We start from the raw sequence: 23,999 nt of genomic DNA on the forward strand, positions 1-23,999 counted from the left end.
ATTTATTTTCCTCCATAGTTATTTATTCTTTTTTTGCTTTTCTTCCATTTTTTCTTTCGCTTCCATTTCACGTTTAGCAATTTCTGATTTTTGAGATTCGATTGTTGTAACTACAATAGCACTTGCTACCCCACCAACTGGTCCTATTGCTCTATTTCCAATAGCTCCTGCAGCAAATCCTTTTCCCCATGCTGTTAAGTCCATCCAATCTGCTTCTAATTCATTATTTATGTCGGTAAATCTCCTATGATTTTCCCAAAGATTATCTCCAGTTGCAATAAAATCAAAAAGAGAACCAGATCTTTGTCCTAGAGTTTTACTAAGTATTTTTTCTATCTTCAGGTGAAAGCGAGTAGCTCTTATCACCAGCAACTTTAGTTAATTTTTCAACACAAACTCATATAATGCAGTACTGAATCCAGAAGTCGTCCCAATGCCTTCTCCAGCAAATATATCTGTCAGTGAGTTTCTATCCAGTTGTGAAGCTATAAACCAATTTCCACCATCGTTCAAGTCTCCGCTTATATTGTCCGAATTTCCTATGTGCGTGTAATATAAATCTAATGCCACATAATATTTCAGCTTATCTATAAACTGTTCTCTCGTAATATTCCCTTTATAAAATGCTCGATATCTTTCAGGAAATACTGCTGGTCTTCGTGTGGGATAAAGTTATATTCTGTTTTCGTCGATTTCAAAGAAATCGTCACTATTAAGTAAATAATAACACTAAAAATCCCTATTAAATCCTCCTCAACGGCAAGATGATAATCTTGACTGGAATGAGATGCAGAGTAGTAAAACAACATAAACATTCTCGACATCTCACCTCTTCTAAGACTACATGAATCAAGAAATGGGGCTATACATAATGGATTTAACTCCTTATGTATAGCTCCATTTTTTTAGCGGATAAAATTCATAAAAGTCTTTTCTTCCCTCTTTGGTGGTTTTACAACCGAGGCGCCGGCATGCATTACATGGAGCAGCCAGGCCATGTTCTGTCCGAGAACGCGCATGATCTGCATGCCCTCTGCGTCCTGCGTCACGTCTCCCGGCTCTGTCCCATACGCTACATTCCAGTAATTGGAAGACGGCATGACCATCTCGGAATAATTAATAAAATTATTCAGCTGATCAAATACGGCGGTGCCGCCGGCCCGACGGTCTGCAACGACACTTACGCCAACTTTATGACGAAACAGGCCTTGATTTACGGAAGCAACATAAAACGCCCTGTCCAAAAATGATTTCATCGTCCCGCCGATAGCAGAAAAATGCACAGGCGATCCCAGAATGATGCCGTCTGCTGCTTTCATTTTCTGAATCCACTCATTTACGCTGTCTTGCTTCATAACACACAGTTCATTCTGATTCCGCGCGCAGCCGTCGCAAGCCATACAACCGCGTATCACCTGGTTTCCTACGTGGACAATTTCTACCTCTATGCCGTTTTTTTCCAATTCATCAGCAACAGCACGGATAGCCTGGTATGTATTTCCCTTGCTTTTGGGACTACCGTTAAATGCAACTACTTTCATAACCTAATATCTCCTTGTTAAAAATCAACATGATCCGGATGAAGACCTGAACCGGCGCAGTCCGTGATACGGTCTATCTGTTTCATATCCTCGTCTGAAATCGTAAAATCAAAAATATGCAGGTTATCCTGAATCCGTTCCGGCGTGACGGATTTGGGTAACGGCACAATTCCTTTCTGCACAAGCCAGCGAAGCGCTATCTGAGCTACGGATTTACGATACTTCCCGGCAATTTCCTGCAATACGTGATTTCCAAAAATCTGCCCGTTTGAAAATGGGGCCCATGCTTCTACCAGAATATCGTGGGCATGGCAAAAATCTACGGTTTCCTGCTGCAGCATCCCTGGATGAATTTCTATTTGATTCACCATGGGAGGAATTTCTGCCGCCGCCAACAGAGGCTCTAAATGACGGGGCAAAAAATTACTCACACCGATAGCTTTAATCTTTCCGCCTCGATACAGCCCTCCAAAGCCCGCCAGATTTCCAAATTGGTCTGTTGCCAGCGATCCCGACTTGCCTTGGCAATCGGCCAATGAATCAGGTACAAATCCAGATAGTCCGTCTGCAAATCCTGAAGAGTCCGGTAAAACGCATTTTTTGTAGACTGATAGCCCTTATCGTCGTTCCATACCTTACTGGTAATAAACAGGTCTTTACGCATTACACCTGATTTTTGTATAGCTCTTCCTACGCTTTTCTCATTCCCATACGCCGCTGCTCCGTCAATATGGCGGAACCCGGCTTTAAGTGCCAGCCGTACTGCGTTTTCAGTCTCGGTGCCGTCCGCCGTGCGGAACGTACCGTATCCAACCGCAGGAATTGCATAGTGATTTCGTAAATAATATGATGGTGTCATAAACTTCTCCTTTACTTTACAATGGGTTGCCTGTATTATAAACACAATGAGGTACCGCTGTGAAGTACCTACTTTTTCGTGATATACTTACCCTATGGTAAGTTTTGCATAACTAGGAGGCGTATAGGATATGAAAAAAATGTACAATATCGGTGTAGAAGCAACCATGGATGTCATCGGCGGAAAATGGAAGCCTATTATACTGTGTAATCTGCGGCACGGAACCCTCCGAACCAGCGAGCTGCAAAAGAAAATCCCCAACATCAGCCAGAAGATGCTGATTCAGCAGCTTCGCGAACTGGAGCGCGATAAGATTATATGCCGGAAGGTATATCAGGAAGTGCCGCCTCGCGTAGAATATTCCCTGAGCACCTACGGAATCACCTTATCAGACGTATTGGACCTTCTCTGTAACTGGGGTGAAGCGCATGTACATAAATTAATCGCGGAAGGGCATGAGGTCTCCTTATCCTGCTCTGGGCAGCACTAATCCGACACCCTTAGAATGTAGATGCCCAGTATCATGTCATCAACACAACGAATTCACGAAATGCAATGTTCTGACACGGAGTTTCTTCCAAGTAAAAACCTCCTGAAATATGAGGAGTAATATACTTTTGCCAACATTCCTTTGCTGATAGCACTGATTCAATCAGTTTCAACAACACCGATTCTCCGGCCAATATAAAAACCACGACTTAGATGTTATTACTGCAAAGCAGGGAGCATCATAAAGCCGACATGTTTCCGGGGTGTCCAGCAGAATGGTGAATAATATCTGACCGCCCCAAGCTGCAAAACAGCCTACATAGAGTACACATTCTATGCAGGCTGTTTTGCAGATAAGTTCAAAAGTTGATATCAATGGTCTAATTTAGGAGTATAGAGATAGGTATGATAAGAATCTTGAATATAAAAAGCACCATTCCCTTGTATTGCCCAAATTATAACATATAGAAATAAAAAATGCAAGTTTAATAAATTTAAATTATACATAAAGCCCATTTCAAGGTTTATACAAAACTTGAAATGGGCTCTTGTTTTATGTTACCTAGTTCAAAACTGCCTATAGTGATGCCAAAATGTGGTGTCAAATCAACAATCATTGTTAATCTAAAAACCGTTTTCCTTCCTCCATTTTATGAATGTCATCCCTCCCATACCCAATAGCATCCGATAATTACTGTACCGATAATCCATTCTCTTATTGTAACCGCTTTATATTATCCGCAACAACCTGATTCATAAACGGCGGGGACGTGTGGCGCTATGCCTTAGATTGCCTGACGAAAACCCCCTCCGATACAGTACCAGGCCTGAACTCACAGGAACTTATGCGACAATGCCGACGCCGGCGGCTGCCGTATTGCGTGTACGATGCAGAGCACAGCTACCGCATGCCGGAGAGCAAAGGCGCATGGCACGAAAGGGAGGAAAGATATTCAAAACAGCATATATCACCATATACATTAGATACAAAAAGGCTGATTTCTATGTCAAGAGGTTTCTGTCCACTACATACCCACAACAACTTGACACTGTCTCGCTCTATCTATGAATTGAAATTTCACGAAAACTAATGTAGAATAAGAGAATGAATTTTTTTGCTTATTTTTAAAGAGAGGGGGTAACTGTATGCCTGATGTCATTGATTTGTTTGCTGGAGCTGGCGGATTAAGTCTTGGAGCATCGCGGGCAGGGTTCAATGTTGTTGCCGCCGTCGAATTAGATTCACACGCTATTGCATCGCATATCACCAATTTTCCACATAGTACTCATATCCAAAGAGATATAATGGAATTAGATGGGCAAACATTATTGGAACTCTCAGGAGTAGCTGCAGACAACTTAGTTGGCATTATAGGTGGCCCACCTTGTCAAGGCTTTAGTAGCATTGGTCATGGTGACATAAACGATACTCGAAATCAACTGTTCGAAAAATTTTTTATATTGATAAAACAGTTAAAACCCATTTTTTTTGTCGCAGAAAATGTTCCCGGAATTATGAACCCTAAATATGACGCAATACGAGAAAGAGCATTTTCACATGTGAAAGATTACCACTTACTTCCTCCGATAAGTATAAATGCAAGTGAATATGGTGCACCGACTACACGTACAAGATACTTTTTTATAGGTTTTAGAGATCATCCGGCTATTCAGCCATTTACTATTGCAGATATAGCGTGTATGAAAGTGGCTGCGAATGAACAAACACGAGTTCGAGCAGCTTTGGAAGGAATTCCATCGAATATACATTTTCATGCTAATAGCAATGGTCTACAAACATTATTAGCTGATTACTTTAATCCAAACATTCAACATCTTCAGTCGGAGTTCTTCTATCAAAGAGTAGTCGGCATGCGTCCTTTAGGCGTCGGCAATGATGAATACATCCGACGTTATGAAACCCGACACGAAGTAAACGGCTGTTTTCCAACAAAACATACAACTCCTGTGCGCCGCAGATATGCAACTCTTGCTTACGGCCAACAAGATCGCATCTCAAAATCCACTAGACTTAATCCGGAAGGATTTTGTCCCACACTTAGAGCTGGTACAGGTCCAGAGAAAGGGAGTTTTCAGGCTGTTCGGCCAATTCATTATCAATACGCTAGGGTGATAACTCCACGAGAAGCCGCTCGCTTGCAAGGTTTTCCAGACTGGTATAAACTTCCTGATACAATTTGGCACGGCTTTCGACAAATTGGTAATAGTGTATCACCTATCGTTGCTGAACGAGTACTTAGTGCAATTTTTCAAAAACTGACTTGATGATAATTGGGATAATACTTGTAGTAGAATATATAGCTATCTACGGCCTGTCCTTCCTTTTCTGAAAAAATAAACGGAAACAGTTCAATAAGTTGCTGCCTTATATCTGGATTTGGCAGCAACTTATTTAATTCTGTGATTTCTCGGACAGATAGAGCGGGAATCTCTATTCTTGAGGGGGTATCCCATGAAAAAGTATTATGTGGATAATTTTTAAGAGACTCTTTAATTCTGGCTTCTTTTTCATGGGAATCTAAAACTATGCCAGTAAATGTCACCATTTGTTGTCCATCAGCATATACACTGGAAAATAGTGGAAGCATGAAATTGGGGCTGTACGGTGGATTTTCCGACAAGCACTCCATAGTAGCCGCTTTTAATATTTTTAGTAACGTAAGAGGATATTTTTTGTTGTCACATCTACCGAAGAAATTGAAGGCCAGATATAAGAATCGGGAACTCTATCTATGAGTGTTTGTAATCTCTGTTCTTGCAACTTATCTGGGCGTTGACTCTTTCCGAGTGAATCAGGATTGGCATTTAGTGTTATACGAACAATGTCATCAGGATTTAATTGATTGAGCAATGTTGAATAATCTGACAATTGGGTACCAAGTTCACTAGGACTTACAAAGTCAAGCCAAAAAATATTGTGCTCGCCATCTTGAATCGATAAATCTGATATATACTGTGTGCTTTCTGTATTTTTTATGGAAATGCATCCATAAGGTGAATTAAATTGAGCACGTTGAAACGCGAGTTCATCTTTTTCTAAAGAAACCATATCAGAAATATTGAGTGTATCATGCAACAATTTAAAATCATCAAATAGATATGAGCCAAATCCGGTATATTTGTAATCAGATATTGGAAGTTCACGGCTAAGCCCAATTAACGTCTGAACAAAAAGGCTTCGATCAATACTTTTGTTCGGACGCAAATGATAGAAAGGTTGCTTTGCCAAATCATTCACCTTCCTTACTGTGGGCTTTAACTAATATGAGGTCAAAACATTTTTCTCCAACTTGTGAAGGGGTCATGCAATGCTCTCTATCGTCATACAAGTATTCAATAATATCTTTGACTTCATCAATACTACGACTGAAGCTAATTCTACGATAAGGCTTGTCATTTTTTGGTTTTGGCAGAGTTGGTTTAAATACAAATCCACCTTTATTTTGACGAAACTTTACAGGAGCAAAGGCTTCTATTCTATCTTTAGACCCAATTAAATTATCAATAGAAACACTTTTTGCTGCCAGTGAATAAACACGTTCACTGTCATTACGTCCTTTCCAACGATTAGTATAATCAGTGAACATTTTTAATCCCTGGCGCATTCTATCTTTTACCGCAGCGTAGATATTGGAAGACGTATCAATACCACGTTTAGTAGTCGTCATTGGAAGTTTTTTCGGATTATTACTTTCAAAAATCACAATTCCACGAATTCCGATGAACTGAGTATGATATTGCGGAACTCCAGCTTCACCCCAACCAGTGAGATGGCTTTTATCGTTATATAAAACAACGCGATCATTACAAACAATCGTCCAACCTGCATCAGAAGACGAACGCTTTAGATTGTTTTCATCGTCGATATCTTCAGGAGAAGGTGGCGGAGCATAAAAACCAATGGCAAGGCTAACATGAACATCGTCAAACGTTTGTTGATACAAAAAAGGATTGATTGAAGTTGCATTATTGGCATCTAAAAGCAACTTAATAGGCAAAGGTGCTATGTGTTGACCATTAATTTCAATTTCAAAGCCTTTTTGTATAATAAAACTATAGCTTTGCTGAATGGATTTGATGAGACTATTTACAAAAACATCTAATTTATCTTTCGTTCCCCATGTTTCTACTATTCCCGGATTGATATTTGATATATAGATTTTTGTTCCACCATCTACAAGCAAGTCGGTATTCTCAAGATTTTCCATAGGGAAATCCCATTCATTTTCATCATTTGCCCAATTTTCAGGGATAGTAACTTTATATAAGGATTTATCATTTCGAGTAAACACAACCGCAGATTTTCCAATTTTAAAAATCGCTCGTTTCATTCCTATGCCATAAATACCGACCGTAGGCAGTTCTTCAGCCTCTTTTGCAGAAGATCGTCCCATTCTAAATGCATATTTTTCTGCTACATCTTTTGGGATTCCCCCGCAATTATCTTCAATAATGAAAGAGTCTTTGCTGATGGAAATGTGGGAAAAAAAACCTGCATAATAATTTGAGGTTGTTGTTTTATCAATGCCTTTCTTTTGTCGCACTACACCGTCAAGGCAATTGTCTAACAAGTCTAGAATGGCATCGCTCAGCTCAATATCTCTTGTAAGCATTCCAACAAAAAATTCTTTTGTTGGTGCACCTTGTGCTTTAGCAGCCATAAATATCACACCTTTCAAATTGCATAGGGTCATAGGGTTCATTTTGATTTTAGATACATTTATTATACTTCTCACTAAAGTATTCATCAAGAGCGACTGCCTTTTTCCAACGATAAAATAAAATGTGAGTGCCACCATTGGACAACAACACTCAATGATGGCGCTCACATTTGTCTAAAGGCGAAGTTCCGGCTTTTTTTCTATGCCTCAAATCTACAATGCAAGTGCAATACTCAACAAAAAATGACACATATGTTTCTGATATAATAGTGTATACCCAAGTAATCTATATTTTGGCGAAAACCTATGATGCGCTACTATCATACACTATCAGAACAAGAAAAACTACTTCTTTATTCGCGCTAAAGCCTATTCTATCTCGCAAATCCGTTATCGCCTCTTCACAATATGTACACTAATCAAAGAACTGCGCAGAATACGGTAAACGGCAAATAGCTCCCAGTAACCGCACATAAACAGTATTGACATCGTCACAATGCATGCAAACCACACAAGTGCTTAGCGGGCAAAAAGTTATTTATTTACGTCCGTCTATTTCCTTGCGCTGGTCTTCACTGCCGGCAGCGATTGTGATAGTCCCTTCGCTTACCAGCGTCCCGCCGGCATAGGTAACCGTATCGTTCTGGTATTCCTGCTTAAACGAGCTGGAACCGATACCGACATGAATACCGACAAAACCGATGCCGCCCTGTTCCATGGCATGAATCTGGTCGTTCAGCGTCTTGCCGCCTTCATAGGCTTCTAAGGCCTGCAAGGTCTTATTATCCCTTGTCTGAGCCGTGCGAATCGTGCTACGCACGCCTTCCGCAGCTTCAATCACCGGGCTGCTCAGGCTGATGGTAAGCCCCGACATGGATTCTTCATGGGTCTGCCGTTCATGGGCTTCGTTCTTCTTGCCGTCAAGGATAATATCCTGGGCGGCAATATCTATGCCTGTCTTACCGATAATATCCGTCGTCGTCAGGTGCGCCGTATCGCCGGCGGCAATCGTCACGCTGCCTTCGGAAGAGCCAATGGTCGTCCCGATCTGCGTCTTGAACTCCCCTTCATAGTTATCCTTCATCTTCTGCGTACCAATCATGATGCCAAGACCTGCGCCCAATACGCCGGAGGATTTGACCTTCGTATAGGCTGTTGCCTTATCATACTGCATATCTGATGTCGTTGTCACATGGCGCCCTGCCGCAACGGTCACGTCATTCTGCCCGGCAACGGCAGCTGCCGTCATATTCACATCCTGCATCGCGCCCAGCTGTACCTCTTTACCGGTAATCGTCGTGCCAAGGACTGTCTGATGATCGTCATGGGTGCGAATGGTCGTCGTCGAACTAGACAACAGCCCCGATTCCTTATGCTTCAGGCCAAAATCGTCCACGGCAATTTCACGGCCCGTCGTGAGGTTAATATCCCGTCCGGCTGCCATGGCAACCGTGCCGTCATCACTGTTGATATACGCCGCCCGCGCGTTGATATCCTGGCCAGCCTTTATAGCAACGCCGCCTTTGGCGTCAATCGACGTGCCGACTTCCGTCTGCCACTGCGTCCGCAGGTAATTATCGCTGTTAAGGGTCATGTCTTTTTTCGCCGACAAGGTCTGCGTCGTCAGGTTTACGTCATTTCCAGCATGCAAGATCACCGCACCATTATCTCCCAACGCCTGTAAGGTCGCCCCGGCAAGGTTGATATCATGGCCGGCTTCGACGAGCAGCACGCCGTCCTTATCCGTCACGGCAATCCCCGCCGTGCGGTTCAGCACATCCTGATTGGCAAAATGCGTTACCGTAGTATCCATGACGACATCATGCTGTGCCGACAGCTGCACGGAATCGGCCGCCGTCATCAGGCCGCCCTGGTAGATATCCGATTCGCTTTGGATTCCAATGGCGCCGCCCTGTATACGGCCAGTGTTCTGTACCAGCCCTGCCTGAATTTGGACAGCCTTTCCCTGCAGCACGCCGCTGTTTTCCACAGCTTCTTTCGTATCGATCACGAGATTCTTGGCGCTCATCAGGCTGCCGTCGGCAGATAACGTCATATCGCTGTTAGCCCGCAGATAGACACGGGGATAGACGACCTCCTGCGGCTCGCCGTTTACCATGACCGTTTTTGTTTCCAGCCATACCATATCGCTGGTAAGGGCTGCGACTTGTTCCGGCGATAGGGATACGCCCGGCACGAGGCCCGTTTCTTTGGCATAGGCAATCCCTGCATCCATCAGGACCTTATACTCTTCCATATCGCTGCTGTAACCGTCCAGATACCGCTGTCCCGTCTGGTTTAAAATCTGGTCGCGGATGAGCTGTTGTTCGTAAAACCCATCGCCTAAGCGTTTCGGTACCCGTTCCGGGTCCCACTTCATTTGCTCGTACATATAATCCGACGAAAGGAAATTATGTTTGCTCGTAAAAGCCGGATCGGTTTCAATGAGGTATTTTGCCGTCGTATCCGGATTCAGGTTATACAGGGAACTCGTCAGATTCCGTGACGCATCCTGCCACTGACTGGGTGTCACCGTACTGCCCGACGTATCAATAGTAAATGGGTCCAGGAACTTATTGGCGTCATCCCGGGCTGCCTGTGTAATATCCTGCCCGGCAGGGGCATTATCTGAATGGTCTTCAAAGGAAGATACGTTCATCGGCGACGTATTGCCGGCTTCTACTTGCGGCGTCATAAATACTTCGGAGTTATACCCACGCCGCCGCGCTTTATGCGGACGAGGTCTTCTATAGGTATAGCTTCCCTGTGTCGTCCCAAACGTTACGGTCAGCTCCTGATTTTCTTTAGCCACATTCGCGATTTTACCAGTCGCCGTCATCGTATTTCCGGCAGCCATCTGGCTGTTTTCGTTGCGAAGGTCGCCGTTAATCGCCATATCTGCGCCGCTGCGGATGACACCGGCGTTTGTCGACTGGACGACATTTTCCGAAGTCTGAGAATGGGTACGAATGATCGTGTAATCATTAATTTTTTGCCTGTCGGCAATGCCCAACGCCGCATTATGTTTTTCAGCTTCGGCGTTGTGCCTCGTGATTTTAGTTTGTAACTGTTCCAGAAGCGCGTTAAAACGGGTATCCCAGTCCGTCTGAGCCACGCCAGCTTCTTCCGGCCGGGCGGACGTCATCGGCGCCAGCCCGAACGTTTGAAAAATCGGGTCAGCCCAATCGTAGTTTGCAATTTTAGATCCTACCGGATAAGCCGGATCTGCCGTATTGTCCGGTCCCGGTTCTTCAACGATATCATAAGCAGGCTCGTAAATTTCCATCGCCCCCGGATGATGGTACGCGCCGTAGCCGCTGCTTAAATTCGAAAATTCGCTGCGAACAAAGGCCTGTCCCTGTTCCGAATGTCCAGCCTGGTCTATGCGTATCTTTTCCGGATTCTTAATCCAGTCCCCGCCGACGCGCTTTGCGGAAAAGGCGTCGTTTTCATTGGACACCTGGGAAGCCGTCAGGGTAAGGTTGCCCATGCTGTCAATAGTCGCACCACGGTTCGTGATCGTATCGCCTGCCGTAAGCTTCATATCACCGCCGCTGTACAGCAGCGCACCGGAACTGTTGAAGACAGATTTCGCCCCGGTAACCGTAAGATTGTTCCTGGCCGCTATCGTTCCGGATTTATGAGTCGCCATGTCTTTTTGAATGCCCTGCACGACGGCCAGCTGGTCGTCATAGGCTTTAGACGCAGCAGCAATCGCATCTTTATATTGCTGTTCCTGGGACGCATTCGTGTACTTTGTGACGTCGACACGATAGGCGTTGTCCAATGCCTGTTCCTTTTCCGCCAAGACGGCCATCGCCGCAGCTAATTGTTCTTCTAATTCTGTATTTTGCCGGTTTTCTATAGTATCCGCCGTAATGGCAATATCGTCGCCGTACATGCGGCCATTCTCATGGTTCTTTACATGAGATGATGCAATAGAAGTTGTCGCGTTGGCCGAAATAAGGCCTGTATTATCGACGTCGCCCGTCGTAATCACTACGTCATTACCATTCAGCGTCCCTGTCTCTTTATTGGTAACGGCTGCAGCAGCATGGATCGTCAAGGTCTTTCCACTTTCTATATCACGGATATTGATCAGGCTGCCGTTCGTCGTAAGGGTAATACTTCCATCAGCTTTTATGGTTCCAAAGCCATCTGCGCTGGATTCGTTGGTCAAATGCTCATGTACGGTAAGGAAGCAAGCAACCGAAAACAAGAGATAGACCGCCAGCACTACACTATTCCGAACCAAAGACCAAAAGATAAGCATTGTGGGAAAATCTAAACTTTTGGATTTTCCTACAATGCCAACTACGGCGGAATCCCTCCCACTCCTTATATCTTTCTGTATACATTGAATTTGTATTTAGTAAAATGCAGACAACACCACGGATCGGCTTTTGGTTGGACAATTCCAACCAAACACCACAGCAGACAGCAGAAAACATTCTGAACGCTAGGAAGCCGGTATGATTGTTACATATAAGGGGAAGAAAAATTTCTTTTAGGTACTTGCTTTCCTAAAACTGATGTGATACAATGATTTAATCCAGAAAAGGAGTAAAAAATATGCGGCAAGGTATTCTTAAATAAAACTATAATCAAATAGTGGGAACAAAGGATTATGATAGCTCCTTTTGTAGGGGCTTAGTTTTTTGTACCCAATTTAAGAATACTTTTGCCTTATCAATTTTGACATATCCCCAAAAACAGCAATCACAAACAGGTGTATGCTGTATATGTGTATGTCCGCAACTTATAATCCCCAGTGGTAAAAGTATTTTACTGCTGGGGATTTTTATGCCCTTTGGGGCTGTAAAGGGAGGACAATCACATGAAAATAATCAATATTGGAATTCTTGCCCATGTAGACGCTGGAAAGACGACCTTGACGGAGAGCCTGCTATATGCCAGCGGAGCCATTTCAGAACCGGGGAGCGTCGAAAAAGGGACAACGAGGACGGACACCATGTTTTTGGAGCGGCAGCGTGGGATTACCATTCAAGCGGCAGTCACTTCCTTCCAGTGGCACAGATGTAAAGTTAACATTGTGGATACGCCCGGCCACATGGATTTTTTGGCGGAGGTGTACCGCTCTTTGGCTGTTTTAGATGGGGCCATCTTGGTGATCTCCGCTAAAGATGGCGTGCAGGCCCAGACCCGTATTCTGTTCCATGCCCTGCGGAAAATGAACATTCCCACCGTTATCTTTATCAACAAGATCGACCAGGCTGGCGTTGATTTGCAGAGCGTGGTTCAGTCTGTTCGGGATAAGCTCTCCGCCGATATTATCATCAAGCAGACGGTGTCGCTGTCCCCGGAAATAGTCCTGGAGGAAAATACCGACATAGAAGCATGGGATGCGGTCATCGAAAATAACGATGAATTATTGGAAAAGTATATCGCAGGAGAACCAATCAGCCGGGAAAAACTTGCGCGGGAGGAACAGCAGCGGGTTCAAGACGCCTCCCTGTTCCCAGTCTATCATGGCAGCGCCAAAAATGGCCTTGGCATTCAACCGTTGATGGATGCGGTGACAGGGCTGTTCCAACCGATTGGGGAACAGGGGGGCGCCGCCCTATGCGGCAGCGTTTTCAAGGTTGAGTACACCGATTGCGGCCAGCGGCGTGTCTATCTACGGTTATACAGCGGAACGCTGCGCCTGCGGGATACGGTGGCCCTGGCCGGGAGAGAAAAGCTGAAAATCACAGAGATGCGTATTCCATCCAAAGGGGAAATTGTTCGGACAGACACCGCTTATCAGGGTGAAATTGTTATCCTTCCCAGCGACAGCGTGAGGTTAAACGATGTATTAGGGGACCAAACCCGGCTCCCTCGTAAAAGGTGGCGCGAGGACCCCCTCCCCATGCTGCGGACGACGATTGCGCCGAAAACGGCAGCGCAAAGAGAACGGCTGCTGGACGCTCTTACGCAACTTGCGGATACTGACCCGCTTTTGCGTTGCGAAGTGGATTCCATCACCCATGAGATCATTCTTTCTTTTTTGGGCCGGGTGCAGTTGGAGGTTGTTTCCGCTTTGCTGTCGGAAAAATACAAGCTTGAAACAGTGGTAAAGGAACCCTCCGTCATTTATATGGAGCGGCCGCTCAAAGCAGCCAGCCACACCATCCATATCGAGGTGCCGCCCAACCCGTTTTGGGCATCCATAGGACTGTCTGTTACACCACTCTCGCTTGGCTCCGGTGTACAATACGAGAGCCGGGTTTCGCTGGGATACTTGAACCAGAGTTTTCAAAACGCTGTCAGGGATGGTATCCGTTACGGGCTGGAGCAGGGCTTGTTCGGCTGGAACGTAACGGACTGTAAGATTTGCTTTGAATACGGGCTTTATTACAGTCCGGTCAGCACGCCGGCGGACTTCCGCTCATTGGCCCCGATTGTATTGGAACAGGCATTGAAGGAATCGGGGACGCAGCTGCTGGAACCTTATCTCTCCTTCATCCTCTATGCGCCCCAGGAATACCTTTCCAGGGCTTATCATGATGCACCGAAATACTGTGCCACCATCGAAACGGCCCAGGTAAAAAAGGATGAAGTTGTCTTTACTGGCGAGATTCCCGCCCGCTGTATACAGGCATACCGTACTGATCTGGCCTTTTACACCAACGGGCGGAGCGTATGCCTTACAGAGCTGAAAGGATATCAGGCCGCTGTCGGTCAGCCGGTCATCCAGCCCCGCCGTCCAAACAGCCGCCTGGACAAGGTGCGCCATATGTTTCAGAAGGTAATGTAAAGATACATAATCGTCAAGACGGCAACAATCAGAAGTTATGGAGGGTAACAATGGAATATAGTAAGGAAGATTTAATGGAAGCAAAAAAGCAAATTTGGGGAGTGGGAGAGAACATGGGAACAGAGGAAAGTAAAAAATCTGGGAGGAGAACGCACAATTTTGGGATAATGCAATGGGTGACGAATCTAATGAATTTCACAGAGAGGTAGTGCGTCCCAAAGTAACGGAACTTCTATCTCCTAATCCTGCGGATTACATTTTGGATATTGCGTGTGGCAATGGAAATTATTCTTCGTATCTTGCACAAAGAGGCGCTTCGGTTGTCGCTTTTGATTACAGCAAAAAAATGATAGAATTGGCTAAAAGACGGCAATCACAATATGCAAAACAAATTGAATTTTGTGTGGCGGATGCGACCGATAGAAAAAGTATATTAGAATTAAAAAGAAATCGAGCCTTTACGAAAGCAGTTTCTAATATGGCAATTATGGATATTACGGATATTGAACCACTTCTTATGGCTGTTTATGAACTGTTGCAGGAAAGCGGAATTTTTGTCTTTGCAACGCAACACCCTTGTTTTGTCACGTTGACTGAAAAATATATGACACCGCACAGTTACTATGATATAGCGATTGAAGGGCAACCGAAAGAGCAGATTTATTATCATCGTTCCATACAAGATATTTTTAACCTTTGTTTTAGAGCTGGATTTGTCATTGATGGATTTTATGAAGAATGTTTTAAAACCAACAAAGAAATTCCTATGGTAATGATAGTAAGGCTTAAGAAGGTAAAACGTGATAGCTTAAAATAAATTCAAGTTTGTCGGGTAAATAGCAAACCCAGCCGAGCCAGTCAACGGTCAAGATGAACGGCGCATATGCGCAGCCGTTGACAGCCCCGCCCGCCTTTGCTGGTAGGCAATCAAGGGGCGACAGCAAGAAGTGCCACCGCCCCGCACTATTATTCAGAAAGGGGAATTTCCATGACCGACCAGATAGCCTATCAAGAATATATCCAGCGCAGGTACAACGCCTTTTGCAAGACTGTTATCCGCTGTGCCGCCTTGGACAAGATTTTGAAGCTTAAACGGCAATGGGAACGGCAAGTTTCCCTTGACTATCTGATGAACGAGAAGTTTGTCCAGTTTGCCGCGTCGGAGCCGGACGAGGAATACCCATTTACCGTCTGCGGTCAGACCGTCCTGCTCTGCAACGCCGCCCTTGCCGACGCGATCTCTGTTTTGCCGGAGCAGACGCGGGAAGAAATCCTGCGCTATTACTTTCTGCGCCAGCCGCAGCGCGTGATCGGCGCGTGTATTGGCCGGTCACGCAGCACAGCGGGGCGGCATATCCAGCTTGCCTTGCAGCGGCTACGCGAAGAAATGGGGGTGAGCCGGTATGAGTAGACTTCTCCCCTATGAAACAATCCTCAAAGCCCGTGAGGGCGACCCAGAAGCCGTGAACGCTGTCCTGCTCCACTACGCCGGATATATCCGCTATTTCTCAAAAGTGAACGGGCAGGTCAACGCCGAGGTGGAGGACTATGTAAAGCAGCGGTTAATTGACTGTCAATTCAAGTTCCGGCTTGACGAACCACCGGACAAGTCATAAAAACTGAATACCAGCCGCCACCGACGCGGCCAGCGAAAGCAGTAAGTCTTGAAAAAGATTTACTGCTTTTTTTGTTGTCCGGCTCCGCTCCCGGCCATTTTGCCCCCTGCCGGTTGTAGTAGTAAGCGAGGAGGGAATTTTTCTGCCCTGGTGTTTGGCATTTGGAGCATTTACCCGTAGTAGAGGGCAAAGAGAAAGGATTTCTCCAACACCGGGTAGAAACCACTGCGTCCGGTGTCATTTTAGCGAAAGCGGGCAGGAATGCCCTTTACAGGATTAGTAGTAGCAGAAAAAGAGAAACAAACTTTTGTGGTTGCAGTTTTCCAAAAAAGTGGCGGACGGAAGTGAGAGAAAGTTTGCAGTCACGGAGAGCAAGTTTCTACCACGGTGCCAAAATCCGCAATTCTGCGGTTTTGCCCCTCGCGGGAAACTTGTTGGGGAGTGCCTTCCCCAAACCCTGCTTTGCGGCTTGCGCCGCTTATCCCCGCCGCGCTCATGCGGCAAGAAAGGAGGTCACGACCATGCGAAAGAAATACAACACACCCCACCGCAGCCGCGTTGTGAAAACCCGGCTGTCCGAAGATGAATACGCCGACTTCACAGCGCGGCTTGCGCCCTATGGTATCAGCCAGTCGGAATTTCTCCGGCAGGCGATACGGCGCACCACCATACGCCCCGTTATCCATGTGTCAGCGGTCAATGACGAACTGCTCTCCGCTGTCGGGAAGCTGACCGCCGAGTACGGCAGGATCGGCGGCAACCTCAATCAGATTGCCCGGTATCTGAATGAGTACGGCACACCCTATAACGCCCTCTCCGGCGAGGTACGCGCCGCCATAGCCGACCTTGCCGCCCTCAAGTATGAAGTCTTACAGAAAGTAGGTGACGCAGTTGGCAACACTCAAGCATATCAACTCTAAAAATGCCGACTACGGAGCCGCCGAACAATACCTGCTTTTCGAGCATGACGAGTTTACCATGAAGCCCGTCCTTGATGAAACCGGCAGGCTTATCCCCCGCGAGGACTACCGGCTGTCCACGCTGAACTGCGGCGGGGAGGATTTTGCCGTTGCCTGTATGCGAGCAAATCTCCGCTATGAGAAGAACCAGCGGCGGGAAGATGTGAAAAGCCACCACTATATCATCAGCTTTGACCCACGGGACGGCCCGGACAACGGCTTGACCGTAGACCGGGCGCAGGAGTTGGGCGAGAAGTTTTGCGCCGAGCATTTCCCCGGCCACCAAGCCCTTGTATGCACCCACCCGGACGGGCATAACCACAGCGGAAATATCCATGTGCATATCGTCATTAACAGCCTGCGGATTGAGGAAGTGCCGTTCCTGCCCTACATGGACAGGCCAGCCGACACGAAAGCCGGTTGCAAGCACCGCTGTACCGACGCGGCCTTGCGCTACTTCAAGTCCGAAGTCATGGAGATGTGCCACCGGGAGGGGCTTTACCAAATCGACCTCTTGAACGGCAGCAAGAACCGCGTCACAGACCGGGAGTATTGGGCGCAGAAAAAGGGACAGGCCGCACTGGACAGGCAGAACGCCCCCATGATTGCAGGCGGTATCACGCCCCGGCAGACCAAGTTTGAAACGAACAAGGAGAAGCTGCGGCAGACCATACGCGCCGCGCTGTCTGCGGCGACCTCATTCGAGGACTTTTCCTCTCTGCTGCTGCGGGAGGGCGTGGCCGTCAAGGAGAGCCGGGGGCGGCTATCCTATCTCACGCCGGACAGGACAAAGCCCATTACCGCCCGAAAGCTGGGTGACGACTTTGACCGCGCCGCTGTCTTTGCCGTTTTGGAGCAGAACGCCGCCAGAGCCGCAGAAAAGCCCGCAGCCATACCCGAATACCCCCGGCATGGGAAAACCGGCATACAGCCCACAAAAGTCCCACAAACCGCCCCGAAACAGGACGGTGTGCAGCGGCTTGTGGACATTGAGCAGAAAATGGCCGAGGGCAAAGGCCGGGGCTATGAACGCTGGGCGACCATGCACAACCTCAAACAAATGGCCGCGACGCTGAATGTGTATCAGGAATACGGCTTCACTTCCCCGGAGCAGTTAGAAGCCGCCGTTGATACCGCCTATCAGGAAATGCGCCAGACCAGCGGCAAGTTGAAAACGCTGGAAACAAAGCTACAAGGGAAAAAGGAGTTGCAGCAACAGGTACTTGCCTATGCCAAGACCAAGCCCGCCCGCGACGGGCTGAAAGCGCAGAAATCCGAGAAAGCCCGCGCCGCCTACCGGCAGGCAAATGAGAGCGATTTTATCATAGCCGAAGCCGCCGCCCGGTATTTCAAGGCGCATGGCATTACCAAGCTGCCCGCCCGGAAAGCGTTGCAGGCCGAGATCGAGCAGCTTATCTCCGAGAAAGACGGCCTGTATAACACCTATCACGAACAGAAACAGCGGTTCAAGGAGTTGCAGACCGTCAAGCGGAACATCGACCAGATTTTGCGCCGGGAGGAACCGCACCGCAGAAAGGAGCAGAGCCATGAACGATAAACTGCCCCGCATGGACTACCGCCAGCACCGGCGGGCGCGGCGGCTGGTGCATGAGTGCTGTAACTACGACGGGGGAAACTGCCTGCTGTTAGACGACGGGGAGCCTTGCGTGTGCGTCCAGAGCATTTCCCTTTCCCTCATGTGCCGCTGGTTCCGTGTGGCGGTCCTGCCCCTTGACGGGGAGCTGGCCGCAGCCCTCTTGTACCGGGGAAGCCGGAAACGGTGTGCGGTCTGCGGCGCGGCATTTGTCCCCAAATCCAACCGGGGAAAATACTGCCCCGACTGCGCCGGACGCATGAAGAAAATCAAAGCCGCCGAGAGAAAGCGGAAACAAAGGCAGAGATGTCACGCTTTAGAGCCTTTCAAACCCGCATAAATTAAGGCTTTTTTCGTGGGTGTCAAAGGGTGTGCGATACATTTATCCTTTTCCCCCGGAAACGGCGTTCTAAATGCGTACAAACGCCCCAAATCCACCCAAAGGAGGAACCATGTCAGACAACCGAAAATACTACTACCTCAAGCTGAAAGAGAATTACTTTGACGAGGACGCTATCGTGCTGCTGGAAAGTATGCAGGACGGCATCCTCTATTCCAACATTCTCTTGAAACTGTACCTGAAATCGCTGAAAAACGGCGGGAAGTTGCAGCTTGATGAAAATATTCCCTACACCGCGCAGATGATTGCCACCATTACCCGCCAGCAAGTTGGCACCGTAGAGCGAGCCTTGCAGATTTTTATGAAGCTGGGGCTTGTGGAGCCGTTACAGAACGGCGCGTTGTATATGAGCAACATTGAACTGCTTATCGGCCAATCCTCTACCGAGGGGGAGCGGAAACGGCGGGCAAGGCTGGCTTTGCAGGAGCAGAAAGCCTTGCCAAAGGCCGGGGCGGACAAATGTCCACCATATCAAGCGGACATTTGTCCACCAGAGATAGAGATAGAGAAAGAGATAGAGATAGAAAAAGAGAGAGAGCGAGAGTTAGATACGGGACAGCCTGCCCGCGCCGCCTATGGCCGATATGAAAATGTCTTTCTTTCGCAATCAGAACTGGACGGGCTGAAAGCAGACCTGCCCGACAAATGGAACTATTACATTGACCGGCTATCCTGCCATATCGCGTCCAGCGGCAAGCGATACCGCAGCCATGCCGCCACAATCTACAAATGGGCGCAGGAGGACGCAGCCAGGAAATCCCCGAAAAAGGGCATACCAGACTACTCATGCAAGGAGGGCGAGAGTTTATGAAGAACGAAATCAACGCTGTTTTGGAGAATATGACGGCTGCCACCCCGGAGCCGGAGGACTACACCGGCGAGGATGGTTTACTGTACTGCGGCAAGTGCCATAAGCCGAAAGAAGCCTATTTTGCGCCGGATAAGGCCGCTATCTTTGGCCGTGACCGCCACCCGGCAGAGTGCGACTGCCAGAGAGCCGCCCGCGAGGAACGGGAGGCCGCCGAGAAGCGGCGCAGGCACCTTGACACCGTGGAAGAACTGAAACGCCGGGGCTTTACCGACCCCACCATGCGGGACTGGACTTTTGAGAACGACAACGGCAGGAACCCGCAGGCCGGGATTGCCCGCCGGTATGTGGAACACTGGGAGGATATGCGAACCGACAATATCGGCTGCCTGTTCTGGGGCGGCGTGGGAACCGGGAAAAGCTACCTTGCGGGCTGTATCGCAAACGCCCTCATGGAGAAAGAAATCCCCGTCCACATGACAAACTTTGCCCTTATCCTCAACGACCTTGCCGCCAGCTTTGAGAACCGCAACGAGTACATTTCCCACCTTTGCCGCTATCCGCTGCTTATCCTTGACGACTTCGGCATGGAGCGCGGGACAGAATACGGGCTGGAACAGGTTTTCAATGTGATTGACAGCCGTTACCGCAGCGGCAAGCCGCTGATCGTCACGACCAACCTCACGCTGGACGACCTGCGAAACCCGGAGGACACCGCCCATTCCCGGATTTATGACCGCCTGCTTTCCATGTGCGTCCCGGTACGCTTTACCGGCGAGAATTTCCGGCAGGAAACCGCACAGCGGAAAATGGAGAGCATGAAGAAACTGATTGCCGACTGAAAGGAGTATTTGCCTATGACAGATAACAAGCAGCACGACACCCGCACCGCCCGCCGCCCCGACTGCGTGACGGAAATCCGCATGGGCAATTCCGTCCTTGTCGTGTCCGGCTATTTCAAGAAAGACACCACGACCACCGCCGCCGACAAAATGGCGCGGGTACTGGAAGCGGAAGCCGCTGCTACACAAAAACCGGCGATTTGACAAGCTGTAAAGAAGCGGATTTGACACTTTTGCCGCTATACAACCAGCCCTGTTCCGTGGTACAATGAAACCACGGAATAGTGGGGCTGGCTGTCGGAAACAGAGGATTTTATGTTAAGACAAGCCACCCAAAACCTCATTACCGCCCTTTATCCGAGATTGTCCCATGAGGACGAATTGCAAGGTGAGAGTAATTCCATATCGAACCAGAAAAGGATTTTGGAAACCTACGCCAAGCAGAACGGCTTTACCAATCTGCGCTGGTACACCGACGACGGCTTTTCCGGAGCAAACTTCCAGCGCCCCGGTTTTCAAGCCATGCTTGCAGACATTGAGGCCGGGAAAGTGGGTACGGTCATCGTCAAGGACATGAGCCGGTTAGGGCGAAACTACTTGCAGGTAGGGTTTTACACGGAAATGCTGTTCCCTCAAAAGGGAGTGCGTTTTATCGCTGTCAACGATAATGTGGACAGCGCAAACGGCGGCATGGACAACGATTTTACCCCTCTGCGAAATCTGTTCAACGAATGGCTGGTGAGAGATACGAGCAAGAAAATCAAAGCAGTAAAACGAGCAAAAGGCATGAGTGGAAAGCCTGTTACCAGCAAGCCGGTATATGGCTATCTCATGGACGAGGACGAGAACTATCTCGTTGACGAGGAAACCGCGCCGGTTGTCCAGCAGATATACCAGCTTTGCCTTGCCGGGAATGGCCCGACCAAGATTGCCCGTATGCTTACGGAGCAGCAAATCCCCACGCCGGGGACGCTGGAATACCGCAGGACGGGCAGCACACGCCGCTACCACCCCGGCTATGAGTGCAAATGGGCGACGAACACCGTCGTTCATATCCTCGAAAACCGGGAGTACACCGGCTGTCTGGTAAACTTCAAGACGGAGAAGCCCTCTTACAAGGTCAAACACAGTGTAGAGAACCCCGTGGAGAAGCAGGCCATTTTCCCGAACCACCATGAGCCGATTATCGACACGGAAACATGGGAGCGCGTGCAGGAGTTACGCAAGCAGCGCAAACGCCCGAACCGCTATGATGAAGTGGGGCTGTTCTCCGGTATGCTGTTCTGCGCCGACTGCGGCCATGTGATGTATCAGCAGCGGTATCAGAACAAGAACCGCAAGCAGGACTGTTACATCTGCGGCAGCTACAAGAAGCGCACCCGCGACTGTACGGCACACTTTATCCGCACCGACCTGTTGACCGCCGGTGTCCTCTCCAATCTCCGGCAAGTGACGGAATACGCCGCCAGGCATGAGAGCCGCTTTGTGAAGCTGCTTATCCAGCAGAACGAGATCGGCGGCAAGAGAAAGACCGCCGCAGCCACCAAGCAGCTTGAACAGGCGCAGGAGCGCATTGCCGAAGTGAACCGCATTATCAAGCGGCTGTATGAGGACAATGTGAACGGCAAAATCAGCGACGAGCGTTTCATGGAACTGTCGGCAGACTATGAGCAGGAACAGCGGGAACTGAAAGACCGCGCCGCCGCTTTGCAGGCCGAACTGGACAAGTCGCAGGCCGCCACCGTCAACGCGGAAAAGTTTATGGGGATTGTCCGAAAGCACCTTGCCTTTGAGGAACTTACCCCCACCCTCTTGCGGGAAATGATTGAAAAAATCGTTGTGCATGAGTGCAGCTATGACGAGAACGGCACCCGCAGGCAGGACATTGAGATTTATTACAGCTTTGTCGGCAAGATTGATTTGCCGGAATAACCGTCCGACCTATCCGACACAATGGCCAAGTGCCGGATAGGAACGGCAAAATTTTTTACACTTCTATTACTTCTTTATCGCACATCAGTAAAGAATCACGGGTTGTAACCGACATATCGCTGCCGCTGGCAATAATCCCTGTCAATGGCATGGAACCGGCATCTATTGCCAGATTCCCTACGGCGGTCACCTTGCCTGTATCAGTAATCAACTCATTAGTGACAATAAGGCTGGCATTGGCCTGGGACGAGAACTCACCGCTTTTACTGGATATGCGATCCGCCGCAACCGTCAAATCTCCATCGCTGACAATTTGAGCCTTGTCATTGGTAATCACAGGCGCATGGAGTGTCAGCGTTCCTGTTTTCTCGATCCTGCCGTCCCTGCTGACACCGGCGCCCACTACTGCCGTATTGGTAAGCCCTTGTTCGGCGTGAATGACGGCATGGCCGCCGCTGGCAAGGGTTTGTTCATTTAAAACGTTCCCTGTTGTATGCACAGAAAGCGTATCATCACTGTACATGGCCCCGGTCTTGGTAATATGCAGGCTGCCGTCGTTATCGAGGGCTAAGGCCTGAGTAGCCGACACCGTACCGGCTACGTTTACACCCAAACCCTTTTCCGTGCCAACTAACGTAATCTTATTGGCATACATACCTCCGATAGCCGCCACATCCAAGGCAACAGCAGGCTGTTCTCCTTGACCTGCAATAGCTGTAGCTTTTAAATCGGCATAGTTCACATCATTCGCCCCGGTAATCACGTTGGCCTGATTTGCCCATACGCCGGCATTCACTTCTACGGCACGGGCCAGAATATCCACGCTGTCCGTTTGCGAGGCATCCAGACCGTTGCCATTGATAGATACGGTTCCGCCGGTAATATGCAGGCGGGACAGGTTGTTGCTACTGTCATACACCGGCTTGCCCGTTGTCAGCATGGCCTGGGCCGTATTGATAAACCCGCCGCCGTTCACAGAAATGCCGTTCGGGTTGGCGATCACGACGCTGGCCCGGGCGCCTGCGACTTCCAAAAAGCCGTTCAGCGCTGTTGGATTCGTACTGGTAACTTCATTGACAATAATCTTGGCCTGGCCTCGGGCAATATTGGGGTTCCCTTGGATATAGCCTGCCAGCTGGGTGTTGACGACCGTATGGGAGTTATTTAAAATCGCTCCTTCTTTCGGCACATTAAAATTGCTGTACTGGTTAATGGACACGCCGCCGGCAGAAGGTCCGGCAATCTGTACGAGAGGAATGCCGTTAGCCGTCTGCTGTACTAAAGGCTTTCGGGACGCCGGTGCGTTCGTATCAGGCAAAATCGGTGCGGCTACTGCCAATGCAGATTCCATACCAAATAAACCTAACACCAGCCATGCTGTTACTCGCTTTGCAAGTTTCTTCCTGTATTTCATATGCGTTTCCTCCTCTTTATTTTACCATGAGTCCACCCAAATTATATCCATCAGCTTGTTAGACAGAACCGAGACATCGTGTGTACCCCTCCATCATTCGAAGATG

General features: G+C 48.3%; 18 protein-coding genes and 2 pseudogenes. 13 read left to right on the forward strand and 7 right to left on the reverse strand.

The window, feature by feature from the left end; translation table 11 throughout:
* Positions 1-18: 18 nt before the first annotated feature.
* The 3 genes and pseudogenes from DKB62_RS12455 to DKB62_RS12925 form a co-directional block, all read right to left on the reverse strand.
* Positions 19-366 carry a hypothetical protein gene (locus tag DKB62_RS12455; RefSeq protein WP_157949713.1) on the reverse strand — a complete coding sequence of 116 codons (348 nt, stop codon included), beginning with the start codon at positions 364-366 and terminating at the stop codon, positions 19-21.
* A gap of 539 nt (positions 367-905) precedes the next feature.
* Complete coding sequence (locus DKB62_RS01045) at positions 906-1,541, reverse strand: flavodoxin family protein (RefSeq protein WP_107196101.1); 636 nt, start codon at positions 1,539-1,541, stop codon at positions 906-908.
* 17 nt (positions 1,542-1,558) lie between these two features.
* A pseudogene (locus DKB62_RS12925) lies at positions 1,559-2,400 on the reverse strand (aldo/keto reductase).
* A gap of 130 nt (positions 2,401-2,530) precedes the next feature.
* On the opposite strand from DKB62_RS12925, the gene DKB62_RS01055 reads away from it, so the two are divergent.
* Positions 2,531-2,890: a winged helix-turn-helix transcriptional regulator gene (locus DKB62_RS01055; RefSeq protein ID WP_107196100.1), complete on the forward strand. Its 360-nt coding sequence runs from the start codon at positions 2,531-2,533 to the stop codon at positions 2,888-2,890.
* A gap of 1,145 nt (positions 2,891-4,035) precedes the next feature.
* Entirely contained in the window at positions 4,036-5,175 is a 1,140-nt protein-coding gene (locus DKB62_RS01060; RefSeq protein ID WP_107196099.1) for a DNA cytosine methyltransferase, read from the forward strand.
* Here the strand turns inward: DKB62_RS01060 and DKB62_RS12930 are convergent.
* From DKB62_RS12930 to DKB62_RS01075, 3 genes and pseudogenes are all read right to left on the reverse strand, one after another.
* Positions 5,160-6,148, reverse strand: a pseudogene (locus DKB62_RS12930) (O-methyltransferase). The gene DKB62_RS01060 and the pseudogene DKB62_RS12930 sit on opposite strands and share 16 nt — an antisense overlap.
* Positions 6,141-7,571, reverse strand: a complete 1,431-nt coding sequence (locus DKB62_RS01070) for an ATP-binding protein (protein WP_157949711.1) — start codon at positions 7,569-7,571, stop codon at positions 6,141-6,143. The pseudogene DKB62_RS12930 and the gene DKB62_RS01070 overlap by 8 nt, the downstream one beginning before the upstream one ends.
* Before the next feature lie 538 nt (positions 7,572-8,109).
* Positions 8,110-11,826, reverse strand: coding sequence for an S-layer family protein (locus tag DKB62_RS01075; RefSeq protein ID WP_162860275.1), 3,717 nt, complete (start codon positions 11,824-11,826; stop codon positions 8,110-8,112).
* Positions 11,827-12,408: 582 nt separating this feature from the next.
* On the opposite strand from DKB62_RS01075, the gene tet(W) reads away from it, so the two are divergent.
* From tet(W) to DKB62_RS01150, 11 genes are all read left to right on the forward strand, one after another.
* On the forward strand, positions 12,409-14,328 hold the full coding sequence (gene tet(W), locus DKB62_RS01085) for a tetracycline resistance ribosomal protection protein Tet(W) (protein WP_002586627.1): 1,920 nt from the start codon (positions 12,409-12,411) through the stop codon (positions 14,326-14,328).
* Positions 14,329-14,500: 172 nt separating this feature from the next.
* Positions 14,501-15,145, forward strand: a complete 645-nt coding sequence (locus DKB62_RS01090; RefSeq protein WP_456318597.1) for a class I SAM-dependent methyltransferase — start codon at positions 14,501-14,503, stop codon at positions 15,143-15,145.
* A 171-nt stretch (positions 15,146-15,316) separates the two neighbouring features.
* Complete coding sequence (locus DKB62_RS01100; RefSeq protein ID WP_002586616.1) at positions 15,317-15,739, forward strand: sigma-70 RNA polymerase sigma factor region 4 domain-containing protein; 423 nt, start codon at positions 15,317-15,319, stop codon at positions 15,737-15,739.
* Positions 15,732-15,944: a helix-turn-helix domain-containing protein gene (locus DKB62_RS01105; RefSeq protein ID WP_002586615.1), complete on the forward strand. Its 213-nt coding sequence runs from the start codon at positions 15,732-15,734 to the stop codon at positions 15,942-15,944. Before DKB62_RS01100 ends, DKB62_RS01105 begins: the two co-directional genes overlap by 8 nt.
* Before the next feature lie 521 nt (positions 15,945-16,465).
* The gene (locus tag DKB62_RS01115; protein ID WP_107195600.1) at positions 16,466-16,864 is read left to right on the forward strand and encodes a plasmid mobilization protein; all 399 of its coding nucleotides are present in this window, start codon (positions 16,466-16,468) and stop codon (positions 16,862-16,864) included.
* Positions 16,827-18,461, forward strand: a complete 1,635-nt coding sequence (locus tag DKB62_RS01120; protein ID WP_476738579.1) for a relaxase/mobilization nuclease domain-containing protein — start codon at positions 16,827-16,829, stop codon at positions 18,459-18,461. Before DKB62_RS01115 ends, DKB62_RS01120 begins: the two co-directional genes overlap by 38 nt.
* Positions 18,451-18,837 (forward strand): cysteine-rich VLP domain-containing protein, encoded by a 387-nt coding sequence (locus DKB62_RS01125; RefSeq protein ID WP_002592656.1) that lies wholly within the window; start codon positions 18,451-18,453, stop codon positions 18,835-18,837. The genes DKB62_RS01120 and DKB62_RS01125 overlap by 11 nt, the downstream gene beginning before the upstream one ends.
* 112 nt (positions 18,838-18,949) lie before the next feature.
* A complete protein-coding gene (locus DKB62_RS01135) occupies positions 18,950-19,708 on the forward strand; it encodes a phage replisome organizer N-terminal domain-containing protein (protein WP_087284433.1) in 759 nt (252 codons plus the stop codon).
* Positions 19,705-20,547 (forward strand): ATP-binding protein, encoded by an 843-nt coding sequence (locus DKB62_RS01140; protein ID WP_107195598.1) that lies wholly within the window; start codon positions 19,705-19,707, stop codon positions 20,545-20,547. The genes DKB62_RS01135 and DKB62_RS01140 overlap by 4 nt, the downstream gene beginning before the upstream one ends.
* Before the next feature lie 15 nt (positions 20,548-20,562).
* Positions 20,563-20,751 carry a transposon-encoded TnpW family protein gene (locus DKB62_RS01145; protein WP_002571011.1) on the forward strand — a complete coding sequence of 63 codons (189 nt, stop codon included), beginning with the start codon at positions 20,563-20,565 and terminating at the stop codon, positions 20,749-20,751.
* Positions 20,752-20,862: 111 nt separating this feature from the next.
* Positions 20,863-22,479 carry a recombinase family protein gene (locus DKB62_RS01150; protein WP_107195597.1) on the forward strand — a complete coding sequence of 539 codons (1,617 nt, stop codon included), beginning with the start codon at positions 20,863-20,865 and terminating at the stop codon, positions 22,477-22,479.
* Positions 22,480-22,534: 55 nt separating this feature from the next.
* On the opposite strand, the gene DKB62_RS01155 is transcribed toward DKB62_RS01150, so the two are convergent.
* A complete protein-coding gene (locus DKB62_RS01155) occupies positions 22,535-23,893 on the reverse strand; it encodes a filamentous hemagglutinin N-terminal domain-containing protein (RefSeq protein ID WP_107195596.1) in 1,359 nt (452 codons plus the stop codon).
* Positions 23,894-23,999: the final 106 nt, after the last annotated feature.

Origin of the sequence: Megasphaera stantonii, assembly GCF_003367905.1 — a bacterium.
Lineage (GTDB): Bacteria > Bacillota > Negativicutes > Veillonellales > Megasphaeraceae > Megasphaera > Megasphaera stantonii.

Bases quoted from the DNA above. Each gene is read 5' to 3' on its own strand.
- DKB62_RS01055 (WP_107196100.1), top strand. From the start codon at position 2,531: ATGAAAAAAATGTACAATATCGGTGTAGAAGCAACCATGGATGTCATC.
- DKB62_RS01135 (WP_087284433.1), top strand. From the start codon at position 18,950: ATGTCAGACAACCGAAAATACTACTACCTCAAGCTGAAAGAGAATTAC.
- DKB62_RS01115 (WP_107195600.1), top strand. From the start codon at position 16,466: ATGCGAAAGAAATACAACACACCCCACCGCAGCCGCGTTGTGAAAACC.
- DKB62_RS01145 (WP_002571011.1), top strand. From the start codon at position 20,563: ATGACAGATAACAAGCAGCACGACACCCGCACCGCCCGCCGCCCCGAC.
- DKB62_RS01070 (WP_157949711.1), bottom strand. From the start codon at position 7,571: ATGGCTGCTAAAGCACAAGGTGCACCAACAAAAGAATTTTTTGTTGGA.
- DKB62_RS01045 (WP_107196101.1), bottom strand. From the start codon at position 1,541: ATGAAAGTAGTTGCATTTAACGGTAGTCCCAAAAGCAAGGGAAATACA.
- DKB62_RS01100 (WP_002586616.1), top strand. From the start codon at position 15,317: ATGACCGACCAGATAGCCTATCAAGAATATATCCAGCGCAGGTACAAC.
- DKB62_RS01090 (WP_456318597.1), top strand. From the start codon at position 14,501: ATGGGTGACGAATCTAATGAATTTCACAGAGAGGTAGTGCGTCCCAAA.
- DKB62_RS01060 (WP_107196099.1), top strand. From the start codon at position 4,036: ATGCCTGATGTCATTGATTTGTTTGCTGGAGCTGGCGGATTAAGTCTT.
- DKB62_RS01140 (WP_107195598.1), top strand. From the start codon at position 19,705: ATGAAGAACGAAATCAACGCTGTTTTGGAGAATATGACGGCTGCCACC.
- DKB62_RS01155 (WP_107195596.1), bottom strand. From the start codon at position 23,893: ATGAAATACAGGAAGAAACTTGCAAAGCGAGTAACAGCATGGCTGGTG.
- DKB62_RS01125 (WP_002592656.1), top strand. From the start codon at position 18,451: ATGAACGATAAACTGCCCCGCATGGACTACCGCCAGCACCGGCGGGCG.
- DKB62_RS01150 (WP_107195597.1), top strand. From the start codon at position 20,863: ATGTTAAGACAAGCCACCCAAAACCTCATTACCGCCCTTTATCCGAGA.
- DKB62_RS01105 (WP_002586615.1), top strand. From the start codon at position 15,732: ATGAGTAGACTTCTCCCCTATGAAACAATCCTCAAAGCCCGTGAGGGC.